General features: G+C 66.6%; 24 protein-coding genes. 19 read left to right on the forward strand and 5 right to left on the reverse strand.

Annotated elements, in window-relative coordinates; translation table 11 throughout:
• Positions 1 to 10 precede the first annotated feature (10 nt).
• The 10 genes from GGR03_RS04940 (at position 11) to GGR03_RS04985 (ending at position 11,648) form a co-directional block, all read left to right on the forward strand.
• Positions 11 to 838 carry a cobalamin B12-binding domain-containing protein gene (locus tag GGR03_RS04940; protein ID WP_183206406.1) on the forward strand — a complete coding sequence of 276 codons (828 nt, stop codon included), beginning with the start codon at positions 11 to 13 and terminating at the stop codon, positions 836 to 838.
• Position 839: 1 nt separating this feature from the next.
• The gene (gene ppsR / locus GGR03_RS04945) at positions 840 to 2,279 is read left to right on the forward strand and encodes a transcriptional regulator PpsR (RefSeq protein WP_183206407.1); all 1,440 of its coding nucleotides are present in this window, start codon (positions 840 to 842) and stop codon (positions 2,277 to 2,279) included.
• Between the two features lie 120 nt (positions 2,280 to 2,399).
• The gene (chlG, locus tag GGR03_RS04950) at positions 2,400 to 3,320 is read left to right on the forward strand and encodes a chlorophyll synthase ChlG (protein WP_183206408.1); all 921 of its coding nucleotides are present in this window, start codon (positions 2,400 to 2,402) and stop codon (positions 3,318 to 3,320) included.
• Positions 3,321 to 3,325: 5 nt separating this feature from the next.
• A complete protein-coding gene (locus GGR03_RS04955) occupies positions 3,326 to 4,654 on the forward strand; it encodes a BCD family MFS transporter (protein ID WP_183206409.1) in 1,329 nt (442 codons plus the stop codon).
• 17 nt (positions 4,655 to 4,671) lie between these two features.
• On the forward strand, positions 4,672 to 5,865 hold the full coding sequence (locus tag GGR03_RS04960; protein ID WP_183206410.1) for a geranylgeranyl diphosphate reductase: 1,194 nt from the start codon (positions 4,672 to 4,674) through the stop codon (positions 5,863 to 5,865).
• Positions 5,866 to 6,211: 346 nt separating this feature from the next.
• A complete protein-coding gene (locus tag GGR03_RS04965; RefSeq protein ID WP_183206411.1) occupies positions 6,212 to 7,537 on the forward strand; it encodes an aminotransferase-like domain-containing protein in 1,326 nt (441 codons plus the stop codon).
• Between the two features lie 173 nt (positions 7,538 to 7,710).
• Positions 7,711 to 9,105 carry a circularly permuted type 2 ATP-grasp protein gene (locus GGR03_RS04970; RefSeq protein ID WP_210292039.1) on the forward strand — a complete coding sequence of 465 codons (1,395 nt, stop codon included), beginning with the start codon at positions 7,711 to 7,713 and terminating at the stop codon, positions 9,103 to 9,105.
• Between the two features lie 58 nt (positions 9,106 to 9,163).
• Positions 9,164 to 10,111 carry an alpha-E domain-containing protein gene (locus GGR03_RS04975; protein WP_183206413.1) on the forward strand — a complete coding sequence of 316 codons (948 nt, stop codon included), beginning with the start codon at positions 9,164 to 9,166 and terminating at the stop codon, positions 10,109 to 10,111.
• A 163-nt stretch (positions 10,112 to 10,274) separates the two neighbouring features.
• Entirely contained in the window at positions 10,275 to 11,006 is a 732-nt protein-coding gene (locus GGR03_RS04980) for a proteasome-type protease (protein WP_183206414.1), read from the forward strand.
• A gap of 27 nt (positions 11,007 to 11,033) precedes the next feature.
• Positions 11,034 to 11,648 (forward strand): pyridoxamine 5'-phosphate oxidase family protein, encoded by a 615-nt coding sequence (locus tag GGR03_RS04985; protein WP_183206415.1) that lies wholly within the window; start codon positions 11,034 to 11,036, stop codon positions 11,646 to 11,648.
• Between the two features lie 31 nt (positions 11,649 to 11,679).
• Here GGR03_RS04985 and GGR03_RS04990 read toward each other — a convergent pair whose 3' ends face one another.
• On the reverse strand, positions 11,680 to 12,042 hold the full coding sequence (locus tag GGR03_RS04990; protein WP_183206416.1) for a gamma-butyrobetaine hydroxylase family protein: 363 nt from the start codon (positions 12,040 to 12,042) through the stop codon (positions 11,680 to 11,682).
• A 116-nt stretch (positions 12,043 to 12,158) separates the two neighbouring features.
• On the opposite strand from GGR03_RS04990, the gene moaA reads away from it, so the two are divergent.
• The 5 genes from moaA (at position 12,159) to GGR03_RS05015 (ending at position 16,929) form a co-directional block, all read left to right on the forward strand.
• Positions 12,159 to 13,202 (forward strand): GTP 3',8-cyclase MoaA, encoded by a 1,044-nt coding sequence (gene moaA, locus GGR03_RS04995; protein ID WP_246367586.1) that lies wholly within the window; start codon positions 12,159 to 12,161, stop codon positions 13,200 to 13,202.
• A gap of 4 nt (positions 13,203 to 13,206) precedes the next feature.
• A complete protein-coding gene (locus GGR03_RS05000; protein WP_183206417.1) occupies positions 13,207 to 13,686 on the forward strand; it encodes a hypothetical protein in 480 nt (159 codons plus the stop codon).
• Positions 13,687 to 13,864: 178 nt separating this feature from the next.
• The gene (locus GGR03_RS05005) at positions 13,865 to 14,728 is read left to right on the forward strand and encodes a DMT family transporter (RefSeq protein ID WP_183207034.1); all 864 of its coding nucleotides are present in this window, start codon (positions 13,865 to 13,867) and stop codon (positions 14,726 to 14,728) included.
• Positions 14,729 to 14,801: 73 nt separating this feature from the next.
• Positions 14,802 to 16,001 carry a multidrug effflux MFS transporter gene (locus GGR03_RS05010; RefSeq protein ID WP_246367587.1) on the forward strand — a complete coding sequence of 400 codons (1,200 nt, stop codon included), beginning with the start codon at positions 14,802 to 14,804 and terminating at the stop codon, positions 15,999 to 16,001.
• Positions 16,002 to 16,131: 130 nt separating this feature from the next.
• Positions 16,132 to 16,929 (forward strand): lysine/arginine/ornithine ABC transporter substrate-binding protein, encoded by a 798-nt coding sequence (locus GGR03_RS05015; RefSeq protein WP_183206418.1) that lies wholly within the window; start codon positions 16,132 to 16,134, stop codon positions 16,927 to 16,929.
• Positions 16,930 to 16,988: 59 nt separating this feature from the next.
• Here GGR03_RS05015 and GGR03_RS05020 read toward each other — a convergent pair whose 3' ends face one another.
• Entirely contained in the window at positions 16,989 to 17,963 is a 975-nt protein-coding gene (locus GGR03_RS05020) for an MBL fold metallo-hydrolase (protein ID WP_183206419.1), read from the reverse strand.
• Positions 17,964 to 18,088: 125 nt separating this feature from the next.
• On the opposite strand from GGR03_RS05020, the gene GGR03_RS05025 reads away from it, so the two are divergent.
• The 3 genes from GGR03_RS05025 to GGR03_RS05035 all read left to right on the forward strand — a co-directional run bounded on the left by GGR03_RS05025 (position 18,089) and on the right by GGR03_RS05035 (position 20,581).
• On the forward strand, positions 18,089 to 18,799 hold the full coding sequence (locus GGR03_RS05025; protein ID WP_183206420.1) for an ABC transporter permease: 711 nt from the start codon (positions 18,089 to 18,091) through the stop codon (positions 18,797 to 18,799).
• Positions 18,796 to 19,617, forward strand: a complete 822-nt coding sequence (locus tag GGR03_RS05030; RefSeq protein WP_183206421.1) for an ABC transporter permease — start codon at positions 18,796 to 18,798, stop codon at positions 19,615 to 19,617. Before GGR03_RS05025 ends, GGR03_RS05030 begins: the two co-directional genes overlap by 4 nt.
• A 94-nt stretch (positions 19,618 to 19,711) precedes the next feature.
• Positions 19,712 to 20,581: an NAD(P)-dependent oxidoreductase gene (locus GGR03_RS05035; protein WP_183206422.1), complete on the forward strand. Its 870-nt coding sequence runs from the start codon at positions 19,712 to 19,714 to the stop codon at positions 20,579 to 20,581.
• A 103-nt stretch (positions 20,582 to 20,684) separates the two neighbouring features.
• On the opposite strand, the gene GGR03_RS05040 is transcribed toward GGR03_RS05035, so the two are convergent.
• The 3 genes from GGR03_RS05040 to GGR03_RS05050 form a co-directional block, all read right to left on the reverse strand.
• A complete protein-coding gene (locus GGR03_RS05040; protein WP_183206423.1) occupies positions 20,685 to 21,170 on the reverse strand; it encodes an Lrp/AsnC family transcriptional regulator in 486 nt (161 codons plus the stop codon).
• A gap of 90 nt (positions 21,171 to 21,260) precedes the next feature.
• Positions 21,261 to 21,893, reverse strand: a complete 633-nt coding sequence (locus GGR03_RS05045) for a uracil-DNA glycosylase family protein (protein ID WP_246367588.1) — start codon at positions 21,891 to 21,893, stop codon at positions 21,261 to 21,263.
• Positions 21,890 to 22,501, reverse strand: coding sequence for a glutathione S-transferase family protein (locus tag GGR03_RS05050; RefSeq protein WP_183206424.1), 612 nt, complete (start codon positions 22,499 to 22,501; stop codon positions 21,890 to 21,892). Before GGR03_RS05050 ends, GGR03_RS05045 begins: the two co-directional genes overlap by 4 nt.
• A 234-nt stretch (positions 22,502 to 22,735) precedes the next feature.
• Here GGR03_RS05050 and GGR03_RS05055 point away from each other — a divergent pair, with 234 nt between their 5' ends.
• Positions 22,736 to 24,238 carry a sensor histidine kinase gene (locus GGR03_RS05055; protein ID WP_183206425.1) on the forward strand — a complete coding sequence of 501 codons (1,503 nt, stop codon included), beginning with the start codon at positions 22,736 to 22,738 and terminating at the stop codon, positions 24,236 to 24,238.
• The last annotated feature ends 71 nt before the right edge of the window (positions 24,239 to 24,309 follow it).

The following is a 24,309-nucleotide window of genomic DNA, read 5'->3' on the forward strand; positions in this document are numbered from 1 at the left end:
GGCCCGCGCCATGTCTCCACCGGAGAACGGCTGGGAGAACCGTCTCGCCCAGGCGATCGTGTCGATGGTGATCCCGCGGCTGTATGATGCCCACCGGATGCCGCGCGCCACGTCAGCGGCGGTCGCGACGCTCCGGCGACGGACCCACGTCGACCGGATCGTCGGTCTCGTCCTGTCCGATCGCCATGAGGCGCAGTGGCAGTTTCTGGTCGACCTCGTCGAGGAGGGGCTCGACCTCGACGACATCTTTCTTCACGTCATGGCGCCGACGATCCGGCAGATCGGAGTGCTTTGGGAGGAGGACAGGCTCAGCTTCGTCGACGTCACCACCAAATCTGCGCATCTGCAACAGATGATGCGCCGCATGGCGAGCGAACTCGCCGTCACGTCACAGCGAAGCACCCGGCGCCTGCTGCTCGCGCCCGTCCCGGGCGAGCAGCATACGTTCGGCCTGTTCGTGCTGGCGGAGATGTTCCTCAGGGCCGGCTGGGCGACGCTTGTCGAGCCGGCGGCGACATGGGAGGAACTGCACAATGATCTGGCGACCCAGCAATTCGACGCGATCGGCCTCAGCGTCGGCAGCGAGCGGATGCTGGAGGGCATGGCCGGATCCGTCGCGTCGCTGCGCGCCGCCGCCCTTTCTCCCGACCTGCGGGTGTTTCTGGGCGGCTGGGCTTTCCAGGCGACCCAGGAACCGCTAGAGGGCTACGGTGCGGATCTGGTGGAGACGGATGCGCTTGCAGCCATCGCCAAGGCGGATATGCTGTGCCCGCGTCGGGACTGCGCATTGAGCAGTTACCAGTCAATCCCGGAGGGACTTGGCATAGATAGCGGGTAACATGGGAATCAATTACTCCAATTCCGGCAGCGCCTTCTCGGACCCGGGCCGATCCTTCGCGAATCTCGAAGCAACGCTCGTCGCCAACATGGTGACGGCATCGACCGACATTGCCCTTCTGATCGACGTCAAGGGTGTCATCGCCGACGTCGCTGTCCGCGATGCGGAGCTTTTCGGCGACGTGCCTGCGAGCTGGATCGGCAAGGCCTTCGCCGACGTCGTGACGGTCGAGTGTCGCGCGAAGGTCGGCCGGATGCTCAGCGACGGCAACCCGAGCGAGGCGGCGCCGCGCCGCGAGATCAACCACCCCATGCCCGGCGGTCCGGACCTGCCGATCAGCTACGCTATGCTCTCGCTGACCAGGGACGGCGCGCGTCTTGCCCTCGGCCGCGATCTTCGCACCATCTCGATCCTGCAGCAGAAGCTGGTCGAGACGCAGCTGGCGATGGAGAGCGACTACGCCCGGCTGCAGAATGCCGAGTCCCAGTACCGCGTCTTCTTCGATACCTCTTCCGACCCGATCATCATTGCCGACGCGGCCAGCGGCAAGATCCTCGAAGCCAATTCGGCGGCGCGGCGGATGCTGGAGAGCGACGGCCGCCAGATTGCCGGCGCCTCGGTTGAATCGCTGTTCGCCGAGCGAAGCGTCCGGGACCTCGACAGGCTCGTTGCCGCAGCCCGAGCCTCCGGCGATATCGAGATCGCCGATCTCGCGCTTCGGGATGATGACAGCGCAACCGGCATTTCCGCCCGTTTCTATCGCCAGCATGGCGCGACGCGGCTTTCCATCCGCTTCGGACGCAACGGCACCGACAGCCTGTCGCCCGGTGCACACGACCTGATAGCCAAGGCTGGGCGCGAGCTGCCGGACGCGATCGTCGTGGTCGACAGCGATCTGAAGATCGTAGCGGCGAACGAGAGTTTTCTTGATCTTGCCGAGATCGCCACCGGGCGCCAGGCAACCGGCAAGTCGTTGGGTGACATCATCGGCCGGCGCGGCGTTGAGATGGCCGTGGTCAAGACGGCGGTGGAGGCCGAGGGGGTCGTGCGGAGCTTTTCCACCGTGCTCCACACCCAGCACGGCGGGGCGGTCGACGTCGAACTCAGCGGGTCGATCCTGAAGGAGAGCGGCCAGCAATTCTACGGCTTCTCGCTGCGCCGGGCGGCGCGCGCGCCCCAGCTTGCCTCCGCCACGCAGCCCTTGCGCTCGGCCAACGACATGACCGGACTGGTCGGACGGGTGCCGCTGCGCGAGATCGTCCGCGAGACCGCCGACATCATCGAGCAGCTGTGCATCGAGGCAGCGCTCGACCTGACCCGCAACAACCGTGCCTCGGCGGCCGAGATGCTCGGCCTTAGCCGCCAGAGCCTCTATTCCAAGCTCCGCCGCTACGGTATCGGCGACCCCTCCCCCGATGCGGGCGAGGATCCGGCGAACTAGCGCCGAGTGCTGCGGCGTGGCCATGTCGTCGCCGCAAGCGTAAGCGCAGCCTGTCAGTAGGCCGAGACTGATGTGTCAAGATTGATTGACACAACGCGGGCGCCCGCATAGCCTCTGGTCATGAGCCGCCTGACCCTCGACGCAACCCGGCAGACGCGTCCGACCGCCTCGGCGGCGCTCGAACTGTTGAAACCCATCACCTGGTTCGCCCCGATGTGGGCATTCGGCTGCGGTGCCATCTCGGCCCGCTCCTCGGCGCTCTCCGACGGGACCGCAGTCTTCTGGATCGTCATCGCCGGGATCGTCCTGTCCGGCCCGCTGCTCTGCGGGGCCAGCCAGGCTGTCAACGACTGGTTCGACCGGCATGTCGACGCGATCAACGAACCGCAGCGGCCGATCCCCTCCGGCCGCATGCCCGGGCGCTCCGGGCTTTATCTGGCCATCCTGTGGACCGGGCTGTCCCTCGTCGTGGCGGCCTTGCTCGGCCCCTGGGTGCTGGCGGCTTCGATCGCCGGCTGCGCCCTGGCGTGGGCCTACAGCGCGCCGCCGTTCCGCCTCAAGCGCAACGGCTGGTGGGGCAACGCCGCCGTGGCGATCGCCTATGAGGGCCTCGCCTGGTTCACCGGCGCGGCGGTGGTCGCCGGCGGCCTCCCCGACGGAGGGATCATCCTGCTGGCCGTCCTTTACAGCATCGGCGCCCACGGCATCATGACCCTCAACGACTTCAAGTCGGTGGAAGGCGATACGGCGCTCGGCGTCCGCACCCTGCCGGTGCAATACGGCGTGACCACTGCCGCGATCCTCGCCTGCGTCGTCATGCTGATGCCGCAACTGCTCGTCGTGGCGCTGCTCTTCCTCTGGTCCGCGCCGATCTACTCGCTCACCGTGGCCGCACTGATCGGGGCCCAGCTGGTGCTGATGCGCCGGTTGCTCGCCGCGCCGCGGGAGCGAGCCCCCTGGTACAACGCCACCGGCACCAGCCTCTATGTCGCCGGCATGATGGTCGCGGCCTTCGCCGTCAGCAGCGTGATCGGAGGCTGAAGGCGATGGGGCTGTCATGGTTGCAGATCGTCCGCCTCGCCCTCGTCCAGACGGCACTGGGCGCGATGGTCGTGCTGACCACGGCAACGTTGAACCGCGTCATGGTGGTGGAACTGGCGCTGCCGGCAATGCTACCCGGCGCGTTGGTCGCGCTGCATTATGCGGTGCAGATGCTGCGACCCCGCTTCGGCCACGGCGCCGATGGCGGCCGGCGGCGCACGCCCTGGATCATCGGCGGCATGGTCGTGCTGGCGGTCGGAACGGTAGGCGCCTCTGCTGCGACAGCGCTCATGTCCGTCTCGACGCTCGCCGGGACGATGGCCGCGGCCTTCGCTTTCCTGCTGATCGGGGCGGGCGTCGGCGCCGCCGGCACCAACCTCCTCACCCTCGTCGCCACCAGCGTTGCCCCCGACCGCCGCGCGCCGGCCGCGACGCTGATATGGATCATGATGATCGCCGGCTTCGCCGTGACGACCGGCGCCGCCGGCGGCTTTCTCGATCCCTACTCGCCGCTGCGGTTGGTCGTCGTCACCGCCGTCGTGGCCGGCGCGGCCCTGGTCCTGGCTGTCGCCGCCGTGCAAGGCATCGAGCCGGCTTCTCCCGCCGCCCGGCTTAACGAGCCGCAGGCAAGGCCGGCGTTCCGCCAGGCGTTCGGTGAAGTCTGGCGGGAGCGGCAGACGCGGCGCTTCACCATCTTCGTCTTCGTGTCGATGCTCGCCTACAGCGCGCAGGACCTCATCCTCGAGCCCTTCGCCGGCCTCGTCTTCGCCATGACCCCGGGCGGGACGACCCGCTTGTCGAGCGTCCAGCACGGCGGCGTGGTCATCGGCATGGTGCTGGTGGCCCTCGCCGGCGCCCTTCTCTCGCGCCGCTTTCCCGGGCTCCTGCGCGGTTTCTGCGTGCTCGGCTGCGTCGGCTCCGCCGCCAGCCTGGCAATGCTCGCCACCGCCAGTGGCGCGCCGGACGGCTTTCCGCTGCATGAGACGGTGTTCGCGCTCGGCGTTTCCAACGGCGTCTTCGCGGTGGCGGCGATCGGGTCGATGATGGCGCTCGCCGGGGACGGCAAGAAGGCCCGGGAGGGCGTCCGGATGGGCCTCTGGGGCGCGGCGCAGGCAATTGCCTTCGGTGCCGGCGGCTTTGCCGGAACCGTCCTCGTCGATGCGGCAACGGCCATCGTCGGTCGGTCCGACGCGGCCTACGGCATCGTCTTCGGCCTGGAAGCGATCCTGTTCCTCATATCGGCAGCGCTCGCACTCGGCGCGATATCGGTGGCGGGGTCGCACCGGGTTCCCAAAGCGGCGAGCGCCGGCAACGACCGGGCGGTGGCGGCATGAGCACGTCGGGAGGCGGTATGGACAGCGCGGATGTCGTGGTGGTCGGCGGCGGGCCCGCGGGGGCAACCGCCGCGGAGATGCTGGCGCGGGCCGGCCGATCCGTCGTGCTGCTCGACCGAGACGGGCGGATCAAGCCATGCGGCGGGGCGATCCCGCCGCGGCTGGTTGGCGACTTCGACATCCCTTCCGAACTGATCGTGGCACGCATCGGCTCGGCCCGGATGGTTGCCCCGTCGCAACGGCGCGTCCCGATGCCGATCGAGGACGGCGGCTATGTCGGCATGGTCGATCGCGAACATTTCGACGAGTGGCTGCGCGTCCGCGCCGCCGCCGCCGGGGCGCGGCGCCTCACCGGCACCTTCGAGCAGATCGAGCGGGATGCCGACGGCGGCGCGGTCGTGCGCTACCGTGCGCCCGGTCTCGCCAAAGATGCAGCGTCCGGCGCGATCGCGGCGCGGCTGGTGATCGGCGCCGACGGCGCCCGTTCCGCTGTCGGCCGGCAGAACATCAAAGGCGCCGACCGGATGAAGTTCGTCTTCGCCTATCACGAGATCGTCCGGTCGCCTGTCGCGGGCGAGGCCGATTTCGATTCACGCCGCTGCGACGTGTATTACCAGGGGGTGATCTCGCCGGATTTCTACGGCTGGGTCTTCCCGCACGGTGCGACCGCCAGCATCGGCACCGGTAGCGCCGAAAAGGGTTATGGTCTGCGTCCGGCCGTGGCACGGCTCAGAGCCGCCACCGGACTCGACCGGGTGGAGACGATCCGCCGGGAAGGCGCGCCGATCCCGCTGAAACCGCTCAGGCGATGGGATAATGGCCGCGACGTGATCCTCGCCGGCGACGCCGCCGGGGTCGTGGCGCCAGCCTCGGGGGAAGGCATCTATTACGCCATGATCAGCGCAAGGATGGTCGCCGAGGCCGGCCTCGCATTCCTTGCCACCGGCGACGCCAGAGCGCTTTCAACGGCACGCAAGGTCTTCATGCGGGAGCACGGACGCGTGTTCTGGATCCTCGGCATCATGCAAACCTTCTGGTACCGTTCCGACCGCCAGCGCGAACGCTTCGTGGCCATCTGCCGCGACAAGGACGTGCAGCGCCTGACGTGGGAGGCCTACATGAACAAGAAGCTTGTGCGCGCACGACCCGCGGCCCACATCAAGATCTTCTTCAAGGATCTCGCGCACCTGCTTCGCCTGGTATCGCCCTGATCGAAAAAACTCGGCTCGTCGTCGAGGATCCGGCGCCGTCGCGTCGGCCGCCGCGTGGCACATCACGCGCCGGCCTTGCGTCCTTCCCCCGCCGATGCCTTGCCTCCTTCGTCCGAGCAAACGACGCGACCGACTTGGGCGCCGGCTTTTCAGGCAGTGATCAAAACCTCGTAATAACGCCGCTGGTGACCCTTAGTTATCGCGGCCGCACCGCACAGACACCGCCCCCTGACCGGCGGAGCGAACTTGCTGATACCCATGGACGGATTACAATCCCCCTGGAAATTCTAAGATGTATTGGGCAATGACATCGTAACGTCCCCTCCGTCGCAGGCTCGCTGATTCGATGTGGAAGCCGCAACTCGAAATTGGCAACATCCGCTTCAGGCAGATCGTCGACCAGCTGGCCACCGACATCGCATCCGGCATGCTGCAGGCCGGTGATCGCCTTCCGCCGCAGCGCGAACTGGCGACGAGCCTCAACGTCAAGCTCTCGACGGTCAGCCGCGCCTACCAGGAGGCGGCCCGCCAGCGACTGGTCGGCGGTGAGGTCGGGCGGGGGACCTACGTTCTCGGGCCGGGCACCGATGCGAACATGTTCGCTTCGCGACCACCCGCGCCGCCGGTGTACGATCTGTCGACGGCGGTTCCGGCTTCGCCGCCCGGGGATGAAGCGTTGGCCGCCGCGCTTGCGGGCCTGACGCCGCGCGATCATGCGGATCTTGCCGGTTACCCGCCGCCGCGCCTGATCGAGCGGACCCGCCGCGCCATCGGCGACTGGTTGACGTGGCGAGGCTTGGAGCGGCGACCACAGATCATCGTTCCCTGCGCAGGGGCACATGCCGCGTTGCAGGCGCTGCTCCTCGAGAAGACACGTCCCGGCGACCCGATCCTCGTCGAATCGTTCACCTTTCCCGGGATTAAGATCCTGGCCAAGCAGCTGCGCCTCCGTCTGGTTCCGGTGGAGCAGGATGGCGAGGGGGTGACGCCCGAGGGTCTGGACGCTGCAGCCGGAGGCTCGGCCGCGCGGATCGCCATCCTCGTGCCCACCCTGCAGAACCCAACCGGGGCCGTGATGAGCGAGCAGCGCCGGCGGGCGGTGGCGGCTGTCGCCGTTCGCCACGACCTGACCGTGGTCGAGGACGACGTCTACGGCCCGTTGGGCGCCCTGCCGCCCCTGTCGCGAGATCTTGGTCCCCGCGGCGTCATCGTCTCCGGCCTGTCCCAGTCAGTGCTTCCGGGCCTGCGCTTCGGCTTCGTCGCCGGCGACGACCGAAGCCTGGAGAAGCTGCAGGACAGCCTGCATCTGACGACATGGCTGATGGCTCCTTTCTCGATGCTGATCGGTTCCAACTGGATTGACAACGGATTCGCCCAGACGCGCGTCGAGTGGCAGCGTGCGGAGATCGCCGCGCGCTGGCGCCAGATGCTCGCCATGCTCGGGCCGACCGCCCAGCCGCCGGCCCCGCACGCATGGTTGCAGGTCGAGGGCGATCCGGACGAGATGGTCTTGCGCTGCCGGGCCGCCGGGGTGGGCGTCGTTTCCGCCGGCACGTTTGCCGCCGGCCGCAAATCGATCGCCCGAATTCGAATCTGCCTCACCGCCGCAGCGACCCGCAACGACCTCGCCGAGGCGCTCCGGATCCTGGCCGTCCTCGGCGTTCGCACCTGAGTACGGGGGATCGGTCGCTACATGCCTGCAGCCGCGGCAATTGCGGCACCAGGCTGCGCAATGGCGAGGCAATCGGCAACCCGTTCTTTGGAAAGGCTTGCTTTTCCGGGGCTCCGCTTTCTCTTTAGGCTGAGTGAACGATCTGGGGGACAACGGTGAAGCCATTCGACGACATGCTGCTGGCTGACGGGACGGTCCGTCAGCCCTATCGACGCTTTCACGAATGGTTCTGTGCCCAGAACACCGAGGAACTCGGCGCCAAGGCGCACGAGGCGGAGGAGTTCTTCCGCCGCACCGGTATCACCTTCAATGTCTATGGCGACGAGGAGGCGGCAGAGCGGCTGATCCCCTTCGATCTCGTGCCCCGAATCATCGCCAAGGCGGAGTGGGATCGTCTGGCCGAAGGCATCGAGCAGCGCGTCCAGGCCCTCAACGCCTTCCTCGACGACATCTACCATGACCAGGAGATCATCAAGGCCGGCAAGCTGCCGCAGAGCCTGATCACCGGCAACGAGGCCTATCTGCCCGAGATGGAGGGATTCCGCCCGCCTGGCGGCGTCTACACCCACATCATCGGCACCGACATCGTCCAGGTTGCCGAGAACGAGTTCTACGTGCTCGAGGACAATGCCCGCACCCCGTCCGGCGTCTCGTACATGATCGAGAACCGCGAGACGATGATGCAGATGTTCCCCGAGCTGTTCGCGCAGAACCGCGTGCGACCGGTCGAGACCTACCCGCATCACCTGCGCCGCTCGCTGGCCGCGGTCGCGCCGCCCGCCTGCAAGGACAAGCCGGTGGTTGCCGTGCTCACCCCCGGCATCCACAACTCGGCCTATTACGAGCACGCCTTCCTGGCAGACCAGATGGGTGTCGAGCTCATCGAGGGTTCCGACGTCCGGGAGATCGGCGGACGCATCCAGATGCGCACCACCGAGGGTTACACGCCGATCGACGTGCTCTATCGCCGGGTCGACGACGCCTATCTGGATCCGAAGGCCTTCCGGCCGGACTCGGTGCTCGGCATACCGGGCATCATGGAAGTCTACCGCAATGGCGGCATCACCATCGCCAATGCCCCGGGGACGGGTATCGCCGACGACAAGGCGATCTATTCCTACATGCCGGAGATCGTCGAGTTCTATACCGGCCGCAAGGCGCTGCTGGAGAACGTGCCCACCTGGCGCTGCGCCGACGAGGACAGCCTCGCCTACGTGCTCGAGCACCTGGCGGAACTGGTGGTGAAGGAGGTGCACGGCTCGGGCGGCTACGGCATGCTGGTCGGCCCTGCGTCGACCAAGGCCGAATGCGCGGAGTTCGCCGCCAAGCTTCGCGAACGTCCGGGCAACTACATCGCCCAGCCGACGCTGGCGCTGTCCACCGTGCCGATCCTGACCGACCAGGGATTGTCGCCGCGCCACGTCGATCTCAGGCCGTTCGTCCTCGTCTCCGACACGATCCACATCATCCCGGGCGGGCTGACCCGGGTCGCACTGAAGGAGGGCTCCCTCGTGGTGAATTCGAGCCAGGGTGGCGGCACCAAGGACACCTGGGTCCTGCGGGATTGAGGCCGATCCGATGACCGCGATGTCGACCGACCATTCCATCCTGCTGAGGCTCTAGATCATGGCTCTTCTCGGACGTACCGCCAACGGGCTGTTCTGGATGTTCCGCTACATTGAGCGCGCCGACAACATGGCGCGCCTGGTGGAGGCGGGCCTGCGCATCTCGCTCACCAACCTTTCCGCCGAACCGGACGAGTGGCAATCCGTATTGGTCTCGGCCGGTGTCGAGCACGCCTATCTGGAGAAATACGACGATTTCGACGCCGACTCGGTGATCGACTTCCTGCTGCGCGACCGCGACAATCCTTCGAGCATCCGCTCCTGCTTCGACACGGCGCGAAGCAACGGCCGCATGGTGCGCACCGCCCTCACCCGCGACCTCTGGGAAACCGTCAACGAGAGCTGGCTGATCGTGAAGCAGCGCCTGGTCGGGCCGGTCAGCCAGCGCGAACTGCCGGCGGTGCTGGACATGGTCAAGCGCCAGTCGGCGCTGATCCGGGGTGCCTTCTATGGCACCATGCTGCGCAACGAGATCTTCGACTTCTGCAATGCCGGGTCCTTCGTGGAACGGGCCGACAACACGGCACGGATCCTCGACGTGAAATACTGGGTGCTGCTGCCCGAGCATTCCTCGGTCGGCTCGCCGCTCGACAATTTCCACTGGGTCTCGATCCTGCGCTCTGTCTCGGCGCATCGCTCCTACGCATGGGAGTACAACAATGACTACCAGGCGACGAGCATCATCGACTTCCTGATGCTGAACCGGCGGATGCCCCGCTCGCTCGCCTATTGCTACAAGGCGCTGGAAGAGAGCCTGACCTATCTCAACCGCAACCACGAATCCCACCACCCCTGCCACCTGACCGCCGCCGGGCTCAACCGACGCTTCGCCGAGACGTCGGTCCAGGAGATCATCGATGGCGGGCTGCACGAGTTTCTCGAGAGCTTCATCGTCGAGAACAACCGCCTCGCCGTGGAGATCGCCAAGAGCTACCGCTTCTATCCCTGACGCAACGGATTGCTCTTCGCAGGCCTTGCCGAGGCAAATCGTCCTGATTGCGGTGAAGATCGCGGGAATCGGTTCGCCAGCGATTGCGGGTTCAGCCGCATCGTCTAATGATCCCCCGGCGCGAAGCGGCGAGTCCGGCGCGATTCGGGGGTATCGAAAAGCGATGACGTACTGCGTCGGTCTCTCCGTCGACCAGGGCCTGGTCTTCATGTCCGACAGCCGCACCAATGCCGGTGTCGACAATATCTCCGTCGTGTCGAAGATGAAGGTCTGGGAAGTGCCGGGCGAGCGCTTCCTGTGCCTGCTCAGCGCCGGTAACCTCGCGACGACACAGGCGACGATCTCGCTGCTCGACGAGCGCGGCCTAGCGCCGGCCGAGCGCAACCCGTCGATCCTCACCCAGCCCTCGATGTTCCAGACCGCCAAGCTCGTCGGCGAGACCGTCAAGGAGGTGATCTCCTATACGACGCCCGCCGGCCAGTCGGCCGACGCGATGTTCTCGGGCTCGTTCATCCTCGGCGGCCAGATCAAGGGCGGCAAGCCGCGGATCTTCCTGATCTATCCGCAGGGCAACTTCATCGAGGCCGGCGTCGACAATCCGTTCTTCCAGATCGGCGAGCATAAATACGGCCGGCCGATCATCATCCGCACCTACGATCCGAAGATGTCGCTGGAGGAATGCGCCAAGCTGCTGCTGGTCTCCTTCGACTCGACGATCCGCTCGAACCTCTCCGTCGGCCTGCCGATCGACATGCAGTTCTACGAGGCGGACAGCCTGAAGGCCGGTTACAAGCGCCGCTTCGACAAGAACGATCCCTATTACCAGACGATCTCAGAGGGCTGGTCGGACGCCCTGAAGAGCGCCTTCGACGCGTTGCCGCCCTTCGAGCGCTGACACGGCATAAAACGCGAGGACCCGAGCATGGCGACAACCCTCCTGCGCACGCTTGCCGATCTCGAGGCCGTCTACGGCGAGCCGGTTCGCGGTTCGCTGATGAAGGAAATCGACCACCTCTCGCCGCACTACCGGGCCTTCGTCGAGCACGCGCCCTTCGTGCTGGTGGCGAGCGCGGGTCCGGGCGGCCTCGACTGCTCGCCGCGCGGCGACGCGCCCGGCTTCGTTACCGTCGCCGACGAGCGGACGCTGTTGCTACCCGACCGGCGCGGCAACAACCGGGTGGACACGCTGCGCAACGTCGTCGAGGACCCGCGTGTCGCACTTCTGTTCCTGGTCCCCGGCGTCGGCGAGACGCTGCGGGTCAACGGAACGGCGGAGATCGACGTCGATCCAGAACTGCTGGCGAGCTTCGCCGTTCAGGGCAAGGCGCCCCGCTCCGTGCTGCGGGTGCATGTCGAGCGCGTCTATTTCCAGTGCCAGAAGGCGCTTGCGCGCTCCCGTCTCTGGGAGCCCGAGTCGCGGATCGAGCGGAGCCAGCTGCCCAGCACCGGCGAGATCCTCGCCGCGCTCGACCGCGAAGTGGACGCGGCGGCCTACGACGCCGCCTATCCCGAGCGCATGCGCCAGACGATCTACTGATCAGCGCCAGACGACCGGGCAGACGAAACCCTCACGGCTCCCGCCGCAGCCCCTTCGCTGCCAGTTCGTCGAGATAGGTCTGCCAGCGCTGCGCCGCGTCGCGGGCAAGCTCCGCGAGATAGCTCCAGGAATAGATGCCGCTGTCGTGGCGGTCGTCGAACACGATGCGCACGGCGTAGCGGCCGATCGGTCGGACGTCGGTGATCCGCACGTCGCGCTTGCCGCCGATCGTCTTGCGCTGTTCCGGCGAATGGCCCTGCACCTCCGCCGACGGCGACATCACCCGCAGCATCTCGGCCGAAAGCTCGTCCCGAGCGCCGCCCGGCTGGACCAGGATGAGGGTCTGGCGGTCGGGGCTGACGCGGATTTCCTCGGGGGGTACAGATGCGTTCATCGCGGATGCGGTCCTCTCGTATGCGCTTCGGCTTTTCGCCGGTGTGCCGGCTTTGTGTGTCGGCGACTGCGGTTGGCGGCTTGACCCGGCGTGACGGGGCTTCCACATTCGGGGCAATGGATATCACCCGCCTCCTCGACCCCGTCGCCCCGGCCTCCTTCGGATCGGAAATGATCGATCCGTTCGGCCGCAGTATCACCTATCTGCGGGTTTCGGTCACCGATCGCTGCGATTTCCGCTGTGTCTACTGCATGGCCGAGGACATGACGTTCCTGCCGAAGCGGGACCTCCTGTCGCTGGAGGAACTCGACCGGCTGGCCAGCTGCTTCGTCGAGAAGGGCGTCAAGCGCCTGCGACTCACCGGTGGCGAACCGCTGGTGCGCAAGAACATCATGCACCTGATCCGCTCGCTGTCTCGGCATCTGGAGAGTGGCGCGCTGGAAGAGCTGACGCTGACCACCAATGGTTCGCAGCTCGCGCGCTTCGCGCCGGAGCTTGCCGATTGCGGCGTCAGGCGGCTCAACGTCTCGCTCGACACGCTCGACCCGGACAAGTTCCGCCAGATCACCCGCTGGGGCGAACTCGACAAGGTGATGGCAGGGATCAGGGCCGCGCAGGCCGTTGGGATCCGCGTCAAGCTCAATGCCGTTGCGCTGAAAGGCTTCAACGAAGGCGAGATACCCTCGATGATCGAGTGGGCGCATGGCGAGGGTATCGACTTCACCCTCATCGAGACCATGCCGCTGGGCGAGATCGACGAGGACCGCACCGACCAGTATCTGCCGCTCAGCAAGGTCCGCGCCGACCTCGCGGATCGCTGGACGCTGCGCGATATTCCCTACCGGACGGGCGGGCCAGCCCGCTATGTGGAAGTCGCCGAGACCGGCGGTCGCCTCGGCTTCATCACGCCGATGACCCACAATTTCTGCGAAAGCTGCAACCGCGTCCGCATCACCTGCACCGGAACGCTGTTCATGTGTCTCGGGCAGGAGGATGCCGCCGACCTTCGTGCGCCGCTGCGCGCCTCGGAAGGGAACGAATTGCTCTCAAATGCCATTGACGAGGCGATCGGCCGCAAGCCGAAGGGCCATGACTTCGTCATCGACCGCACGACGCGGAAACCTTCGGTCTCACGGCACATGAGCGTGACCGGAGGATAATCCCGTGGGATATCGACGACTGTCTCTGGCGGCGGCCGGACTGGCCCTCGCCTTCACTGCTGCAGCACCTGCGCTGGCAGATGACGTGACCTATCGCAACGAACGCTTCGGGACGACCGCCACCTTCCCGGCCGAGTTGTTTCCGGACCCGTTGCCGGCGCCGACGAATGGCGACGGCCTCGGCTGGACCTCGCCGGAAGGCGCGGAAATCTTCATCTACGCCCGTCCCCGCCAGGAAGGCGAAACGCCGCGGACCGTGGTGCGCGACCGCGGCTCGGTCGACGACGTCACCTATGATCGCTCCGGACGGCGATGGGTGGTGGTGTCCGGCTACCGGGACGGTCGCATCTTCTACGAGCGCTACATCTTCCGCGGCGACCTCGTGCATTCCGTGTCGATCCGCTATCCGGAAGCGCTTCGCGCCACCTACGATCCGCTCGTCGGTCCGGTGACGATGTCGCTGCGCGGACCGTCCAGCGGCTGACCGCCCCCTCGCCCCGCGAAAGCCCGGACCGGGACGGGACTTGAAAGATCGAGCGGCGCGCAACCGCATTCTGGCCTCGCCAAGCGGCAGGGGTGAGCGTAAGGGAGACTGATCGTCCCTTCCGCAGTTTTCCCTGGCCGCCTCCTTGTACAGCGACAACATCCGCGCCGCCCTGTTCATGCTGCTGGCCATGGCGGGCTTCGTCATCAACGACACATTCGTCAAGATCGCCTCGGCGGATGTCTCGCCGGCGCAGATCATGGCGATACGCGGCGTTGCGGCTTCGCTGTTCCTCTACATCCTCGCCTGGAAGCTGCGCGCGCTGCGGCCGATGCGGCTGGCGCTGTCGCCGCGGCTGCTGCTGCGCACCGCCGCCGACATCCTAGCAACGCTTTCCTATATCACCGCCCTCGGCCAGATGCCGATCGCCAACGCCTCGGCCATTTTCCAGGCGCTACCGCTGACCGTCACGCTGGGGGCCGCCTTGTTCCTCGGCGAACCGGTCGGCTGGCGGCGCTGGACGGCAATCGCCGTCGGCTTCATCGGGGTAATGATCATCGTGCGGCCCGGCACGGAGGGGTTCACGATCTACTCCGTCGCCGTGCTTGCCTCGGTGGTCTTTGCCGCGGTCCGCGATCTCTCCACCCGCCGCATGGACAAGGCGGTCCCGTCGATCTTCATCGCTCTGGTGACCTCCATAGCGGTCTCCCTGGTCGGCTGGCTGCTGCTGCCTTTCTCCGGCGGCTGGCAGCCCGTCTCCACCTCGCTCCTCGTCACCCTCTGCTGCGCTGCGGCCGCGATAGCCGTCGGCTACATCTTCATCGTCCAGGCGATGCGAACCGGGGACATGGGTTTCGTGGCGCCATTCCGCTACTCGATCCTGCTCTATGCGCTGCTGCTCGGCTATCTGGTATTCGGCGACCTGCCTGCGCCGCTGACCCTGCTCGGCGCGGCCATCGTGGTGGCGAGCGGCCTCTATACGCTGTATCGCGAGCGGCTGCGCGGCGTGGTCGAGGTCCCGCCGACCCAGCAGGTGCATTGATGATGTTCGCTGCCCCCCTGCCGGGGCGCTTCAGCCGTTCTGCGTTGCCGCACGATCCCGCAGGGAAGTCCCCATGACCGACCAGACCACCACCGCCATCGCCCGGCGTCCGATGCTCGTCACGTTGATGATCGCCTCGGCGCTGTCGCCGCTGGCGATCAACATCTTCATTCCTTCGATGACGTCGATCGCACGGGATCTCCAGGCCGACGGCGCGACCATCGGACTCGGCCTGTCGTTGTATCTGATCGCGACGGCGCTCATTCAGCTGATCGCGGGCCCGCTGTCCGACCGCTATGGCCGGCGGCCGGTGATCCTCGGCGGCATGATGCTCTTCCTTGTCGGCACGGCCATGTGCCTGGCCGCCGAGGGACCGGGACTGTTCCTGGCCGGCCGCATCGTGCAGTCGGCGAGCGCGACCGGCATCGCCCTCTCCCGGGCGATCGTGCGCGACGTCTACAGCCGCGAACGCGCGGCAGCGATGATCGGCTACGTGACGATGGGACTTGCGGTGGCGCCGATGATCGGCCCCGCTCTCGGCGGACTGATGGATACCGCCTTCGGCTGGCGTAGCGTGTTCTGGCTGCTCGGCGGCGTCGGCGTTCTCACCGTCGGGTTGCTCGCCTTCGACCTGTCCGAGACCAACGCCGAGCGCGGCAAGCCGTTCTTCTCGCAGTTCGGCAGCTACTCGCTCCTCCTGGGATCGAGCGCCTTCTGGATCTACGTGGGCGCATCGGCCCTCACCTCGGCTGTGTTCTTCGCCTTTCTCGGCGGCGCGCCCTTCATCGCCGTCGAGGTGCTGCACATGACCCCCGCCGGCTACGGCTTCTGGTTCATCCTCTGCTCGATCGGCTACGTCATCGGCAATTACGGAACCGCACGCTATTCGGAACGCCTCAGCATCAAGACGATGATGGTCGCGGGCACCACGCTGACGGTCTTCGCCGCCGTGGTCGGCGCGGTCGCGATCGGCGCCGGGATGCAGTCGCCGATGACGCTGTTCGCGCCGATGATGCTGGTCGGTCTCGGCAACGGCCTCGTCCTGCCCACCGCGACGGCCGGCGGCGTCAGCGTGCGCCCCGAGGCGGCGGGCGCTGCGGCGGGCCTTCTTGGCGCCTGCCAAATCGGGCTCGGGGCAGTCGCCTCGATCCTCGCCGCGATTCTCGCAACAGGCACGGGCGGCGCTTTCGGGATGGCGCTGCTGATGCTCGGCTTCGGGATTGCCGGCCTCGTCTGCACGCTTCTGGCCAAGCGGGTGCGGAACAGCGGCTGAGATATCGGTGGGGCCTATCGTCACGGTTGCCTTGCAAGGCGAAAAAATGGCAGCATCGCCTGTCTTCGCGGCATGCTGCTTTTCCGGGCGTCCGAGCAGCGTGACCGCCAACAACAACGATGAGGTCTCCATGCGATTCACCCGAACTCTCGCGCTCGCCACCGCGGTCGCTGCCCTGCTCGCCGGTCCCGCGGCCGCACAGGAAAGCGACGCCGACAAGGACTGGTCCAAGGTCGTGATCGGGACCGAGGGTGCCTATCCGCCCTTCAACTTTCTCGACGCGGCCGGCGAGCTCAAGGGCTTCGACGTCGACATCGCCAAGGCGCTTTGCGACCAGATGAAGGTCGAGTGCACCTTCGTCACCCAGGACTGGGACGGCATGATCCCGGCGCTCCAGAACGGCAATTTCGATGCCCTGATCGCCTCGATGTCGATCACGCCGGAGCGTGAGCAGCAGATCGCCTTTAGCGACAAATACTATCAGACGCCGCCGGCCATCGCCGTGCCGAAGGATTCCGACATCGCGGAAGCCACGGCCGAGGCGCTTTCCGGCAAGGCGATCGGCGCCCAGACGGCGACCACGCACGCCCAGGCCGCCGAAGCCCTGTTCCCGGACGCCGACATCCGGCTCTATCCGACCGCCGAAGAGTACAAGCTCGACATCGAGAGCGGCCGCGTCGACGCGGTGATGGACGATGTCGTGGTCCTGTCCGAATGGATCGACAGCGAGGCAGGCGCCTGCTGCAAGATCTTGGGCACGCTGCCCGCCGACCCCGCCATCTATGGCAGCGGCGTCGGGATCGGCCTGCGCAAGGGCAACGATAAGCTGAAGGGCATGTTCGACGAGGCGATCGCCGCCATCCGCGAGAACGGCACCTACAAGACCATCCAGGACCAGTATTTCGACTTCGACGTCTACGGCGAGTGAGACTGGGTCACGAAGAAAGCGCGGCGTCACGCGACGCCGCGCTTCGACGGGCGATGCGATCAGAGTTCGTAGGTCCAGGGGGACGGCTGGAACGCGTAGGTGTCCTCCTCCAGCCCCTTCACGAGATGGCCGATGCCCGGGAACGAGATGTGCATGCCGGCAACGCGTGTGCGCTCCGCCGCGACCTCTGCCAGGATAGCCTGGCGGGTCGCAATGGCCGTTGCGCCATCGGCGTCGAAGGCGACGCCGACACCAGGCTTTGCGAACTGCACCGGCGCCACATGGACGATGTCGCCCCAGACGAGGAGACTGTCCTCGCCGCTGCCGACGAGGAAGCCGCAATGGCCGGGCGTGTGGCCGAACAGCTCGCGGGCGGTGATGCCGGGCACCACTTCCGCGGACCCGGTGAAGGTCTTGACGCGGTCACCGTAGCCATCGATCACCGCCTTGGCGCCATCGAAGAAGGGCTTGAACTCGTCGGGCGCCGCTTCGCGGTTGTCGGCACTCGCCCAGAAGGACGTCTCGATCTCATGCAGGTGAACGTCGGCATTGGGGAACGCCGGCTGCCCGTCGACCAGCATCGCACCGATATGGTCGGGATGCAGATGCGTGAGCAGGACCGCCGTGATCGCGTCCGGGGCGATGCCGGCCGCATCGAGCCCGGGCATCAGCTGGCCGAGGCTGGGCAGCATGCCTGCGCCGCCGGCATCGATCAGCACCGTCTGGTCCGCCGTCTGCACGGTATAGGCATTGACGCCGGTCACCACCGGCGAGGCGCCCTCCCGGAAGGCGGCGGACAGGATCTCGCTGGCTGCCTCCGGCGTGATGTTGGACAAGAGCGCGGTATCGATCGTCAGGTGGCCGTCGGAGATAGCGGTAACGATCGCATCTCCCACCTTCAGGCGCTGCACGGCGACGAACTGCGAAGCGCCGCCCGCAGCCGCGGATTGTGCGTTCGCCGGGACAAGTGCGAATTTGACGAGAACGGGAGCGGCCAGCGCTCCGGCAAGAAGCGAGCGTCGGGACATCGTCATGGCGGAAAGTTCTCCGTGATTGGGAGCACGACACTAGGCCGGTCTCGAAAGGTCGCAAGACCGGTCGGCGGCGAACAATCCGTCGGCGAGGCTGAGATGCGGCTCCGGACCAGGAGGCGCGCCTGATGCAGGAGGCACTGGTTCTCCTTGGCTTCGGCGAGACCGGATGGGGCGACGAAATCGCGGCCGGTGTCCTTCTGACCGTGTCGCTGTCGCTGGTGACCTTGCCGATCGGCCTCGTCGCCGGTTTCCTCCTGTCGCTCGCCAAGCAGTCGGAGGACCGGCTGCTCAATCTCTCGGCCAACATCTACACGACGATCTTCCGCGGCCTGCCGGAGCTCCTGACGCTGTTCCTGGTCTATTTCGGCCTCAACAGCGCGTTGCGCTCGTTGAGCGGCGCGAGCGGCCTGCCCGAGATCGCGCTGTCGAGCTTTCAGGCCGGCGTCATCACGCTCAGCCTGATATTCACGGCCTTCGCCAGCGAAGTCTTTCTCTCCGCTTTCCGGGCCATTCCCAATGGCCAGCGCGAGGGCGGAGCCGCATTGGGGCTCCGCAAGTCCCGCGTCATGCTTTTGATCATCCTGCCGCAGCTCATCAAGATCGCCCTGCCGGGCCTTGGCAATCTCTGGCAGAACCTCATCAAGGACACCGCCCTCGTTTCCGTGATCGGACTGACGGAGATTTTGCGACAGACACAGATCGCCGCGCGCGTGACCCGGGAGCCCTTCCTGTTCTTCGGCGTCGCCTGCGCCCTCTATCTGATCCTGACCCTGATCTCGTCCTTTGCGCTCGGGAGAATCGGTCGCTGGACCAAGCGCGGCGAGATGGCGAGTTGAGCGTCGCCGAGCGGATCATCGCGGCCTCGCCACCGCCGGAAGCCCTCGCCCGGCGTCGCCCCATCGCCGGCATCCTCGCCATCGCCTTCTGGATCGTGGCCGCAGTGGGCTTCGTCGTTTACCTCGCCGCGGTTTTCGACCTGACGCTCTTCAGCCGCTTTGGCCTGTCCTACCTCTCCGGCCTGTGGGTCACCGTCTCGCTGGTCGTCGTCTCCTTCGTCTGCGGCGCGATCGTCTCCGTGCCGCTTGCCTTCGGCCGCATGTCGAAGAACCTGGTCGCGCAATGGTCAGCGTTTGCCTTCGTCAATTTCTTCCGCGGCACGCCGCTGATCGCCCAGATCTTCCTCGTCTATTACGGCTTCGGACAGTTCCGCGGGTTCTTCGAGGCGATCGGGCTCTGGGGGTTCTTTCGCGAGGCCTGGTACTGCGCCCTGTTCTCGCTTGCCTTGAACACTGCCGCCTATCAGGCGGAGATACTGCGCGGCGCCATCGAGAGCGTGCCGCGCGGCCAGTGGGAGGGCGCCAGGTCGCTCGGTCTGTCGCGGCGCGTGATCTTCTGGAAGGTGGTACTGCCGCAGGCGATGATCGTCGCGCTGCGTCCCTACGCCAACGAAATCATCCTGATGATCAAGGCCTCCGCCATCGTCGCGATCATCACCGTCTACGACCTGTTCGGCGAGACGCGGCAGGCCTATTCGCGCACCTTCGACTTCCAGACCTATGTCTGGGCCGCCCTGCTGTATCTCTCCATCGTCGAGGCGCTGCGCCACGCGACGAACTTCGCCGAGCGTCGGCTGACAAGGCATCTGAAGCGGTAGCGGGTCTCGACTTCGAGCCGCACAACAGGGAAAAGCCGATCGGGCCGCCGCACCGCCGGCCCGACATATGCATCGATCAAGGGGGGAAGCCGGCATGGCGAAGACAGCATTCATCGGATTGGGCGTGATGGGTTACCCGATGGCGGGTCACCTCAAGGCGAAGGGCGGCCATGACGTGACCGTCTTCAACCGCAGCGCGGAGAAGGCGCAGAAATGGGCGGGCGAACATGGCGGCGCCCATGCCACGACGCCGCGTGAAGCCGCCGACGGCGCCGACTTCGTGTTCACCTGCGTCGGCAATGACGACGATGTCCGCTCGGTGGTCTACGGCGACGACGGCGTCTTCGCCGGCATGAAGCCGGGCGCGACGCTGATCGACAACACCACCGCCTCGGCCGAACTCGCCCGCGAACTCGATGCGGCGGCGCGCGAAAAGGGCTTCAAGTTCATCGACGCGCCGGTTTCGGGCGGCCAGGCGGGCGCCGAGAACGGCGTCCTGACCGTGATGTGCGGCGGTGAGGAAGCCGACTTCGCGGCGGCCAAGCCGGTGATCGATGCCTACGCGAAGATGGTCGGCCTGATGGGTCCGGCCGGCTCCGGCCAGCTGACCAAGATGATGAACCAAATCTGCATCGCCGGCCTCGTCGAGGGCCTGTCGGAGGCGATCGCCTTCGGCCAGAAATCCGGTCTCGACATCGAGAAGGTGATCGGCGTCATCTCCAAGGGCGCCGCCGGCTCCTGGCAGATGGAGAACCGCTACAAGACGATGATCGCCGATCATTACGAGCACGGCTTTGCGGTCGAATGGATGCGCAAGGATCTCGGCATCTGCCTCGCTGAGGCTAGGCGCAACGGCGCCACCCTGCCCGTCACCGCACTCGTCGACCAGTTCTACGCGGAGGTCGAGGCGATGGGCGGCAAGCGCTGGGACACGTCGAGCCTGCTCGCCCGCCTCAACCGGTAACGCGTTCTCGCCAATGTCGCGCGGGCCGCATGAACAAGCTCGCGCGACGCCGCAACAATCCTCCGCAACCGATTCTGCCGACTCGTCTATCCGCGCTGGCGACTCAATCCCCGCGCGGCTCCTTGTCGAGCACCAGATAGTCGAGCGGCAGCTCTGTGGTGTACTTGATCTGCTCCATCGCAAACGACGAGGAGACGTCGCGGATCTCGATCTTCGCGATCATCCGCTTGTAGAACGCGTCGTAGGCGGCGATGTCGGGCACGACGACGCGCAGCAGATAGTCGACGTCGCCGCTCATCCGGTAGAACTCGATGACCTCCGGAAACTCGCCGATCACCTCGGAGAAGCGCTTCAGCCATTCGTTGGAATGCGAATTGGTGCGGATCGAGACGAACACGGTGACGCGGGCATTGACCTTGACCGGGTCGAGGATGGCGACGCGGCGCTTGATGACGCCCTCTTCCTCGAGCTTCTGGATGCGGCGCCAGCAGGGCGTGGTCGACAGCCCGACACGCTTGGCGACGTCGGCCACCGCCAGCGTCGAATCCTCCTGCAGCAGCCTCAAAATCTTCTTGTCCAGCCGGTCCATCGCCGCACCACTCCCGTCATTCGCTTCGAGTGATAGACAAGCCTCGGCAAAAACAACAGGGCGCGGTGGCACGGCGCGCCCTGCCCGGCGTCAGACGAGTTCGGCGACGCGCCGCTGCAGTTCCGGTACCAGCTCGGCGTCGAACCAGGGATGGCGCTTCAGCCATGGCGTGTTCCGCCAGGACGGATGCGGCATTGGCAGCACCGGCGCATAGCGCCCGCGTCCCGCCAGGATTTTCCGCCAGTCCGCGACGGTCTCGGTCAGGCTCGCGCCCGCGCCCTCGACGATGTGGAAGCGCTGCGCATGGAGCCCGATCGCCAGCACCAGCTCGACCTGCGGCATCGAGGCCATCACCAGCTCGTGCCAGGTGACCCGGCATTCACGCCGCGGCGGGAGATCGCCGCCCTTGGCGTCGTTGCCGGGAAAGCAGAAGCCCATCGGCACGATCGCCAGGCGGGCGGGATCGTAGAAGATGTCCCGCCCGATCCCCAGCCATTGCCGCAGCCTGGTTCCCGAGGGATCGTTGAACGGGATCGTGGTCCGGTCGGCGATATTGCCCGGCGCCTGGCTGGCGATGACCAGCCGCGCCGTCGACGAGACCACCAGGATCGGATTCGGCTCGATCGGCAGCGGCGCGCCGAGTGGCGCGTCCCGGCAGATCCGGCAGCCGCGGATCGTCCCGTACAGCGCTTCGGGCGTCTGCGGAAACGCGCTTTCCGTCAAGCCGCCGCGCTCGGCCGCGACGAGACCTCGCTGTACCAGCGCGCGACGTTGTCTAGCCCTTCCGGCATCGCGATTTTCGCCGGCTTCATGAAGTCGCAGGCGATCAGACCGGTGATGTCGGCGACGCTGAAATCGTCGCCCGCGGCAAAGCGGTTGTCCGCCAGATGCGCATCGAAGACTTCGAGAAATTCGAGTGCCTTGGGCCGGTTCGCTTCACCCCAGGCGGCAATCTGCGGCACTTCCCACGCCGCCATCGCCGGATGGGTGTGCCGGAAGGCGGCGGCCACCGCGGCGTAGAACCCGAGTTCGAGCCGGCGATTCCACATCTCGACGCGCGCGCGGTCGAGGGCGCCGGTGCCGAACAGCGCCGGTTCGGGATGCAGTTCCTCGAAGTAGCGGCAGATCGCGATCGATTCGGTCAGCACGGTGCCGTCGTCGAGTTCGAGCACGGGAAGCCGCTTCAGGGGGTTGCGCCGGGCGATCTCCTCGGAGCGATGCGCCATCTGGCCCATGTCCACCGCCTCCATCGGCACCTCGAGCCCCTTTTCGGCCAGGAACACCCTGACACGCCGCGGATTGGGCGCGCGGCCACCGTCGAACAGCTTCATCGTTCTTCCTCCCCGAATGCCACTCGATGAGTAGGCAGGTCACAGGCGACTGCCAAGCCCCCTGCGGTCGCGGCTGCCGCGGGCGACCTGTGCGAGCCGGAGCGTCCATCCCTTCGGGGCGCGGTCGGATTTTCCACAGGCAATCGGCATTTTCGCTCTTCCTTAAGGCATTTTTTTAAGCTTCCCGAAACATGATCGGTCGTCATCCGCGTATCCAGGCGATCGATCGAGTTCATGTCCATCGCAGCCCACCCGCTCTACGATTCCCAGCTCGTCCCGCGGCGCGCGTCGGGCAATGCCGACCTGAACCGCACGCTGCGGCGCACCCGCGAGCGGCTATCGTCACGGGGCGGCGTATCCGACAGCTACGGGCGCGAGCTTCTGGCGCAGCATGCCGCCTCCGTGCAGGCGGCGGCGGTTGTCCTGCCTTTGCCGGTGATCCTCACCGGCTTTGCGTTGTCGGTCTTCACCGGGCCTGCGACGGCCATGCTCTGGACGTTGTTCGCGCTGGCCAGCCATCTCGGGCTCGTGCTCATCGCGCGGCGCTTCGCCGCGCGCTCCAGCGACACCGTCGACGTGCGGCGCTGGAGCCGGCTCTTCCTGCTCGGCCATGTCGTCGCCGGTCTTTCCTGGGCTTATCTCGCCACGCTGTCCTGCGAGGCCTGCGGGCCGATGCGCTTCGAGATCTTCCAGTTCACGGTGATCTTCCTCGCCGTCGCGATGATCGCGATGATCTCGTACACGCTGAAGGGGGTCGTCCCCCTGACCTTCGTGCCGACCGGGCTGCTGCTCGTGGTCGCGATCCTGTCGTCGCCGCAGCCGGTGACCGGGACGATGCAAGTGGTGCTGCTCGGCGCCGTGCCGTTCTTTTCCATCGTCGCGGAGCGGCTGCGGCGCAGCGCCCTCGACCGGATGAAGCACCAGGCCGAGAAGGACGACCTGATCGCCGAACTCGAGACCGCCAAGATCGTCTCGGACGAGGCGCGGCGGCGCGCCGAGGACGCCAATCTTGCTAAGTCCCGTTTCCTCGCCACGATGAGCCACGAGCTGCGCACGCCGCTCAACGCCATTCTCGGGTTCTCGGAAGTCATCGGCAAGGAGATCCTCGGGCCGGTCGGCAACCCCGCCTACAAGGAATATGTCGACGACATCCATTCCTCCGGCCAGCATCTGCTGGGCCTGATCAACGAGATCCTCGACCTCTCCCGCGTCGAGGCAGGACGCTACAACCTCAACGAGGAGGCCGTCGAGCTCGTCGCGATCGCCCGCGACTGTCTCGCCTATATCCGGGTCAAGGCGGATGCCAAGGAGCTCGAGGTCAGGGCCGAGTTCGAGAAGGACCTGCCGGCCATGTGGGCCGACGAGCGGTCGCTCCGGCAAATCGTCATCAATCTCCTCTCCAACGCCGTGAAGTTCACGCCGCGCGGCGGCAAGATCCTGCTGCGCGTCGGCTGGACGGCCGGCGGCGGCCAGTATGTCTCGGTCAGCGACAACGGACCGGGAATCCCCGAAGAAGAAATCCCGATCGTGCTCTCGTCCTTCGGACAGGGCTCCGTCGCCATCAAGAGCGCCGAGCAGGGAACCGGCCTCGGCCTGCCCATCGTCCAGGCACTGGTGAAGATGCACGACGGCTCTTTCGAGCTGCAGTCGCGCCTGCGCGAAGGCACAGAGGCGATCGCGATCTTTCCCAATTCGCGCGTCCTCGAGGTCATGGAAGCCCTCGACGAGATCGCCTGACGCTGCCCTCGCTGCGCTCGCCTCCATCGTCGCAGCCTTCGATCCAATCTGACAGGATCGTCAGGCCTCGG

The sequence above is a fragment of the Aurantimonas endophytica genome (assembly GCF_014196845.1).
GTDB classification, from domain to species: Bacteria; Pseudomonadota; Alphaproteobacteria; order Rhizobiales; family Rhizobiaceae; genus Aurantimonas; species Aurantimonas endophytica.

What these genes read in the sequence shown, in the direction of transcription:
- moaA (WP_246367586.1), top strand. Translation starts at nt 12,159, where the DNA reads ATGGATATCACCCGCCTCCTCGACCCCGTCGCCCCGGCCTCCTTCGGA.
- GGR03_RS04975 (WP_183206413.1), top strand. Translation starts at nt 9,164, where the DNA reads ATGGCTCTTCTCGGACGTACCGCCAACGGGCTGTTCTGGATGTTCCGC.
- GGR03_RS05005 (WP_183207034.1), top strand. Translation starts at nt 13,865, where the DNA reads ATGCTGCTGGCCATGGCGGGCTTCGTCATCAACGACACATTCGTCAAG.
- GGR03_RS04940 (WP_183206406.1), top strand. Translation starts at nt 11, where the DNA reads ATGTCTCCACCGGAGAACGGCTGGGAGAACCGTCTCGCCCAGGCGATC.
- GGR03_RS04970 (WP_210292039.1), top strand. Translation starts at nt 7,711, where the DNA reads ATGCTGCTGGCTGACGGGACGGTCCGTCAGCCCTATCGACGCTTTCAC.
- GGR03_RS04985 (WP_183206415.1), top strand. Translation starts at nt 11,034, where the DNA reads ATGGCGACAACCCTCCTGCGCACGCTTGCCGATCTCGAGGCCGTCTAC.
- chlG (WP_183206408.1), top strand. Translation starts at nt 2,400, where the DNA reads ATGAGCCGCCTGACCCTCGACGCAACCCGGCAGACGCGTCCGACCGCC.
- GGR03_RS05040 (WP_183206423.1), bottom strand. Translation starts at nt 21,170, where the DNA reads ATGGACCGGCTGGACAAGAAGATTTTGAGGCTGCTGCAGGAGGATTCG.
- GGR03_RS04980 (WP_183206414.1), top strand. Translation starts at nt 10,275, where the DNA reads ATGACGTACTGCGTCGGTCTCTCCGTCGACCAGGGCCTGGTCTTCATG.
- GGR03_RS05055 (WP_183206425.1), top strand. Translation starts at nt 22,736, where the DNA reads ATGTCCATCGCAGCCCACCCGCTCTACGATTCCCAGCTCGTCCCGCGG.
- ppsR (WP_183206407.1), top strand. Translation starts at nt 840, where the DNA reads ATGGGAATCAATTACTCCAATTCCGGCAGCGCCTTCTCGGACCCGGGC.
- GGR03_RS04960 (WP_183206410.1), top strand. Translation starts at nt 4,672, where the DNA reads ATGGACAGCGCGGATGTCGTGGTGGTCGGCGGCGGGCCCGCGGGGGCA.
- GGR03_RS04990 (WP_183206416.1), bottom strand. Translation starts at nt 12,042, where the DNA reads ATGAACGCATCTGTACCCCCCGAGGAAATCCGCGTCAGCCCCGACCGC.
- GGR03_RS05025 (WP_183206420.1), top strand. Translation starts at nt 18,089, where the DNA reads ATGCAGGAGGCACTGGTTCTCCTTGGCTTCGGCGAGACCGGATGGGGC.
- GGR03_RS05035 (WP_183206422.1), top strand. Translation starts at nt 19,712, where the DNA reads ATGGCGAAGACAGCATTCATCGGATTGGGCGTGATGGGTTACCCGATG.
- GGR03_RS05015 (WP_183206418.1), top strand. Translation starts at nt 16,132, where the DNA reads ATGCGATTCACCCGAACTCTCGCGCTCGCCACCGCGGTCGCTGCCCTG.
- GGR03_RS05010 (WP_246367587.1), top strand. Translation starts at nt 14,802, where the DNA reads ATGACCGACCAGACCACCACCGCCATCGCCCGGCGTCCGATGCTCGTC.
- GGR03_RS04955 (WP_183206409.1), top strand. Translation starts at nt 3,326, where the DNA reads ATGGGGCTGTCATGGTTGCAGATCGTCCGCCTCGCCCTCGTCCAGACG.
- GGR03_RS05050 (WP_183206424.1), bottom strand. Translation starts at nt 22,501, where the DNA reads ATGAAGCTGTTCGACGGTGGCCGCGCGCCCAATCCGCGGCGTGTCAGG.
- GGR03_RS05020 (WP_183206419.1), bottom strand. Translation starts at nt 17,963, where the DNA reads ATGACGATGTCCCGACGCTCGCTTCTTGCCGGAGCGCTGGCCGCTCCC.
- GGR03_RS04965 (WP_183206411.1), top strand. Translation starts at nt 6,212, where the DNA reads ATGTGGAAGCCGCAACTCGAAATTGGCAACATCCGCTTCAGGCAGATC.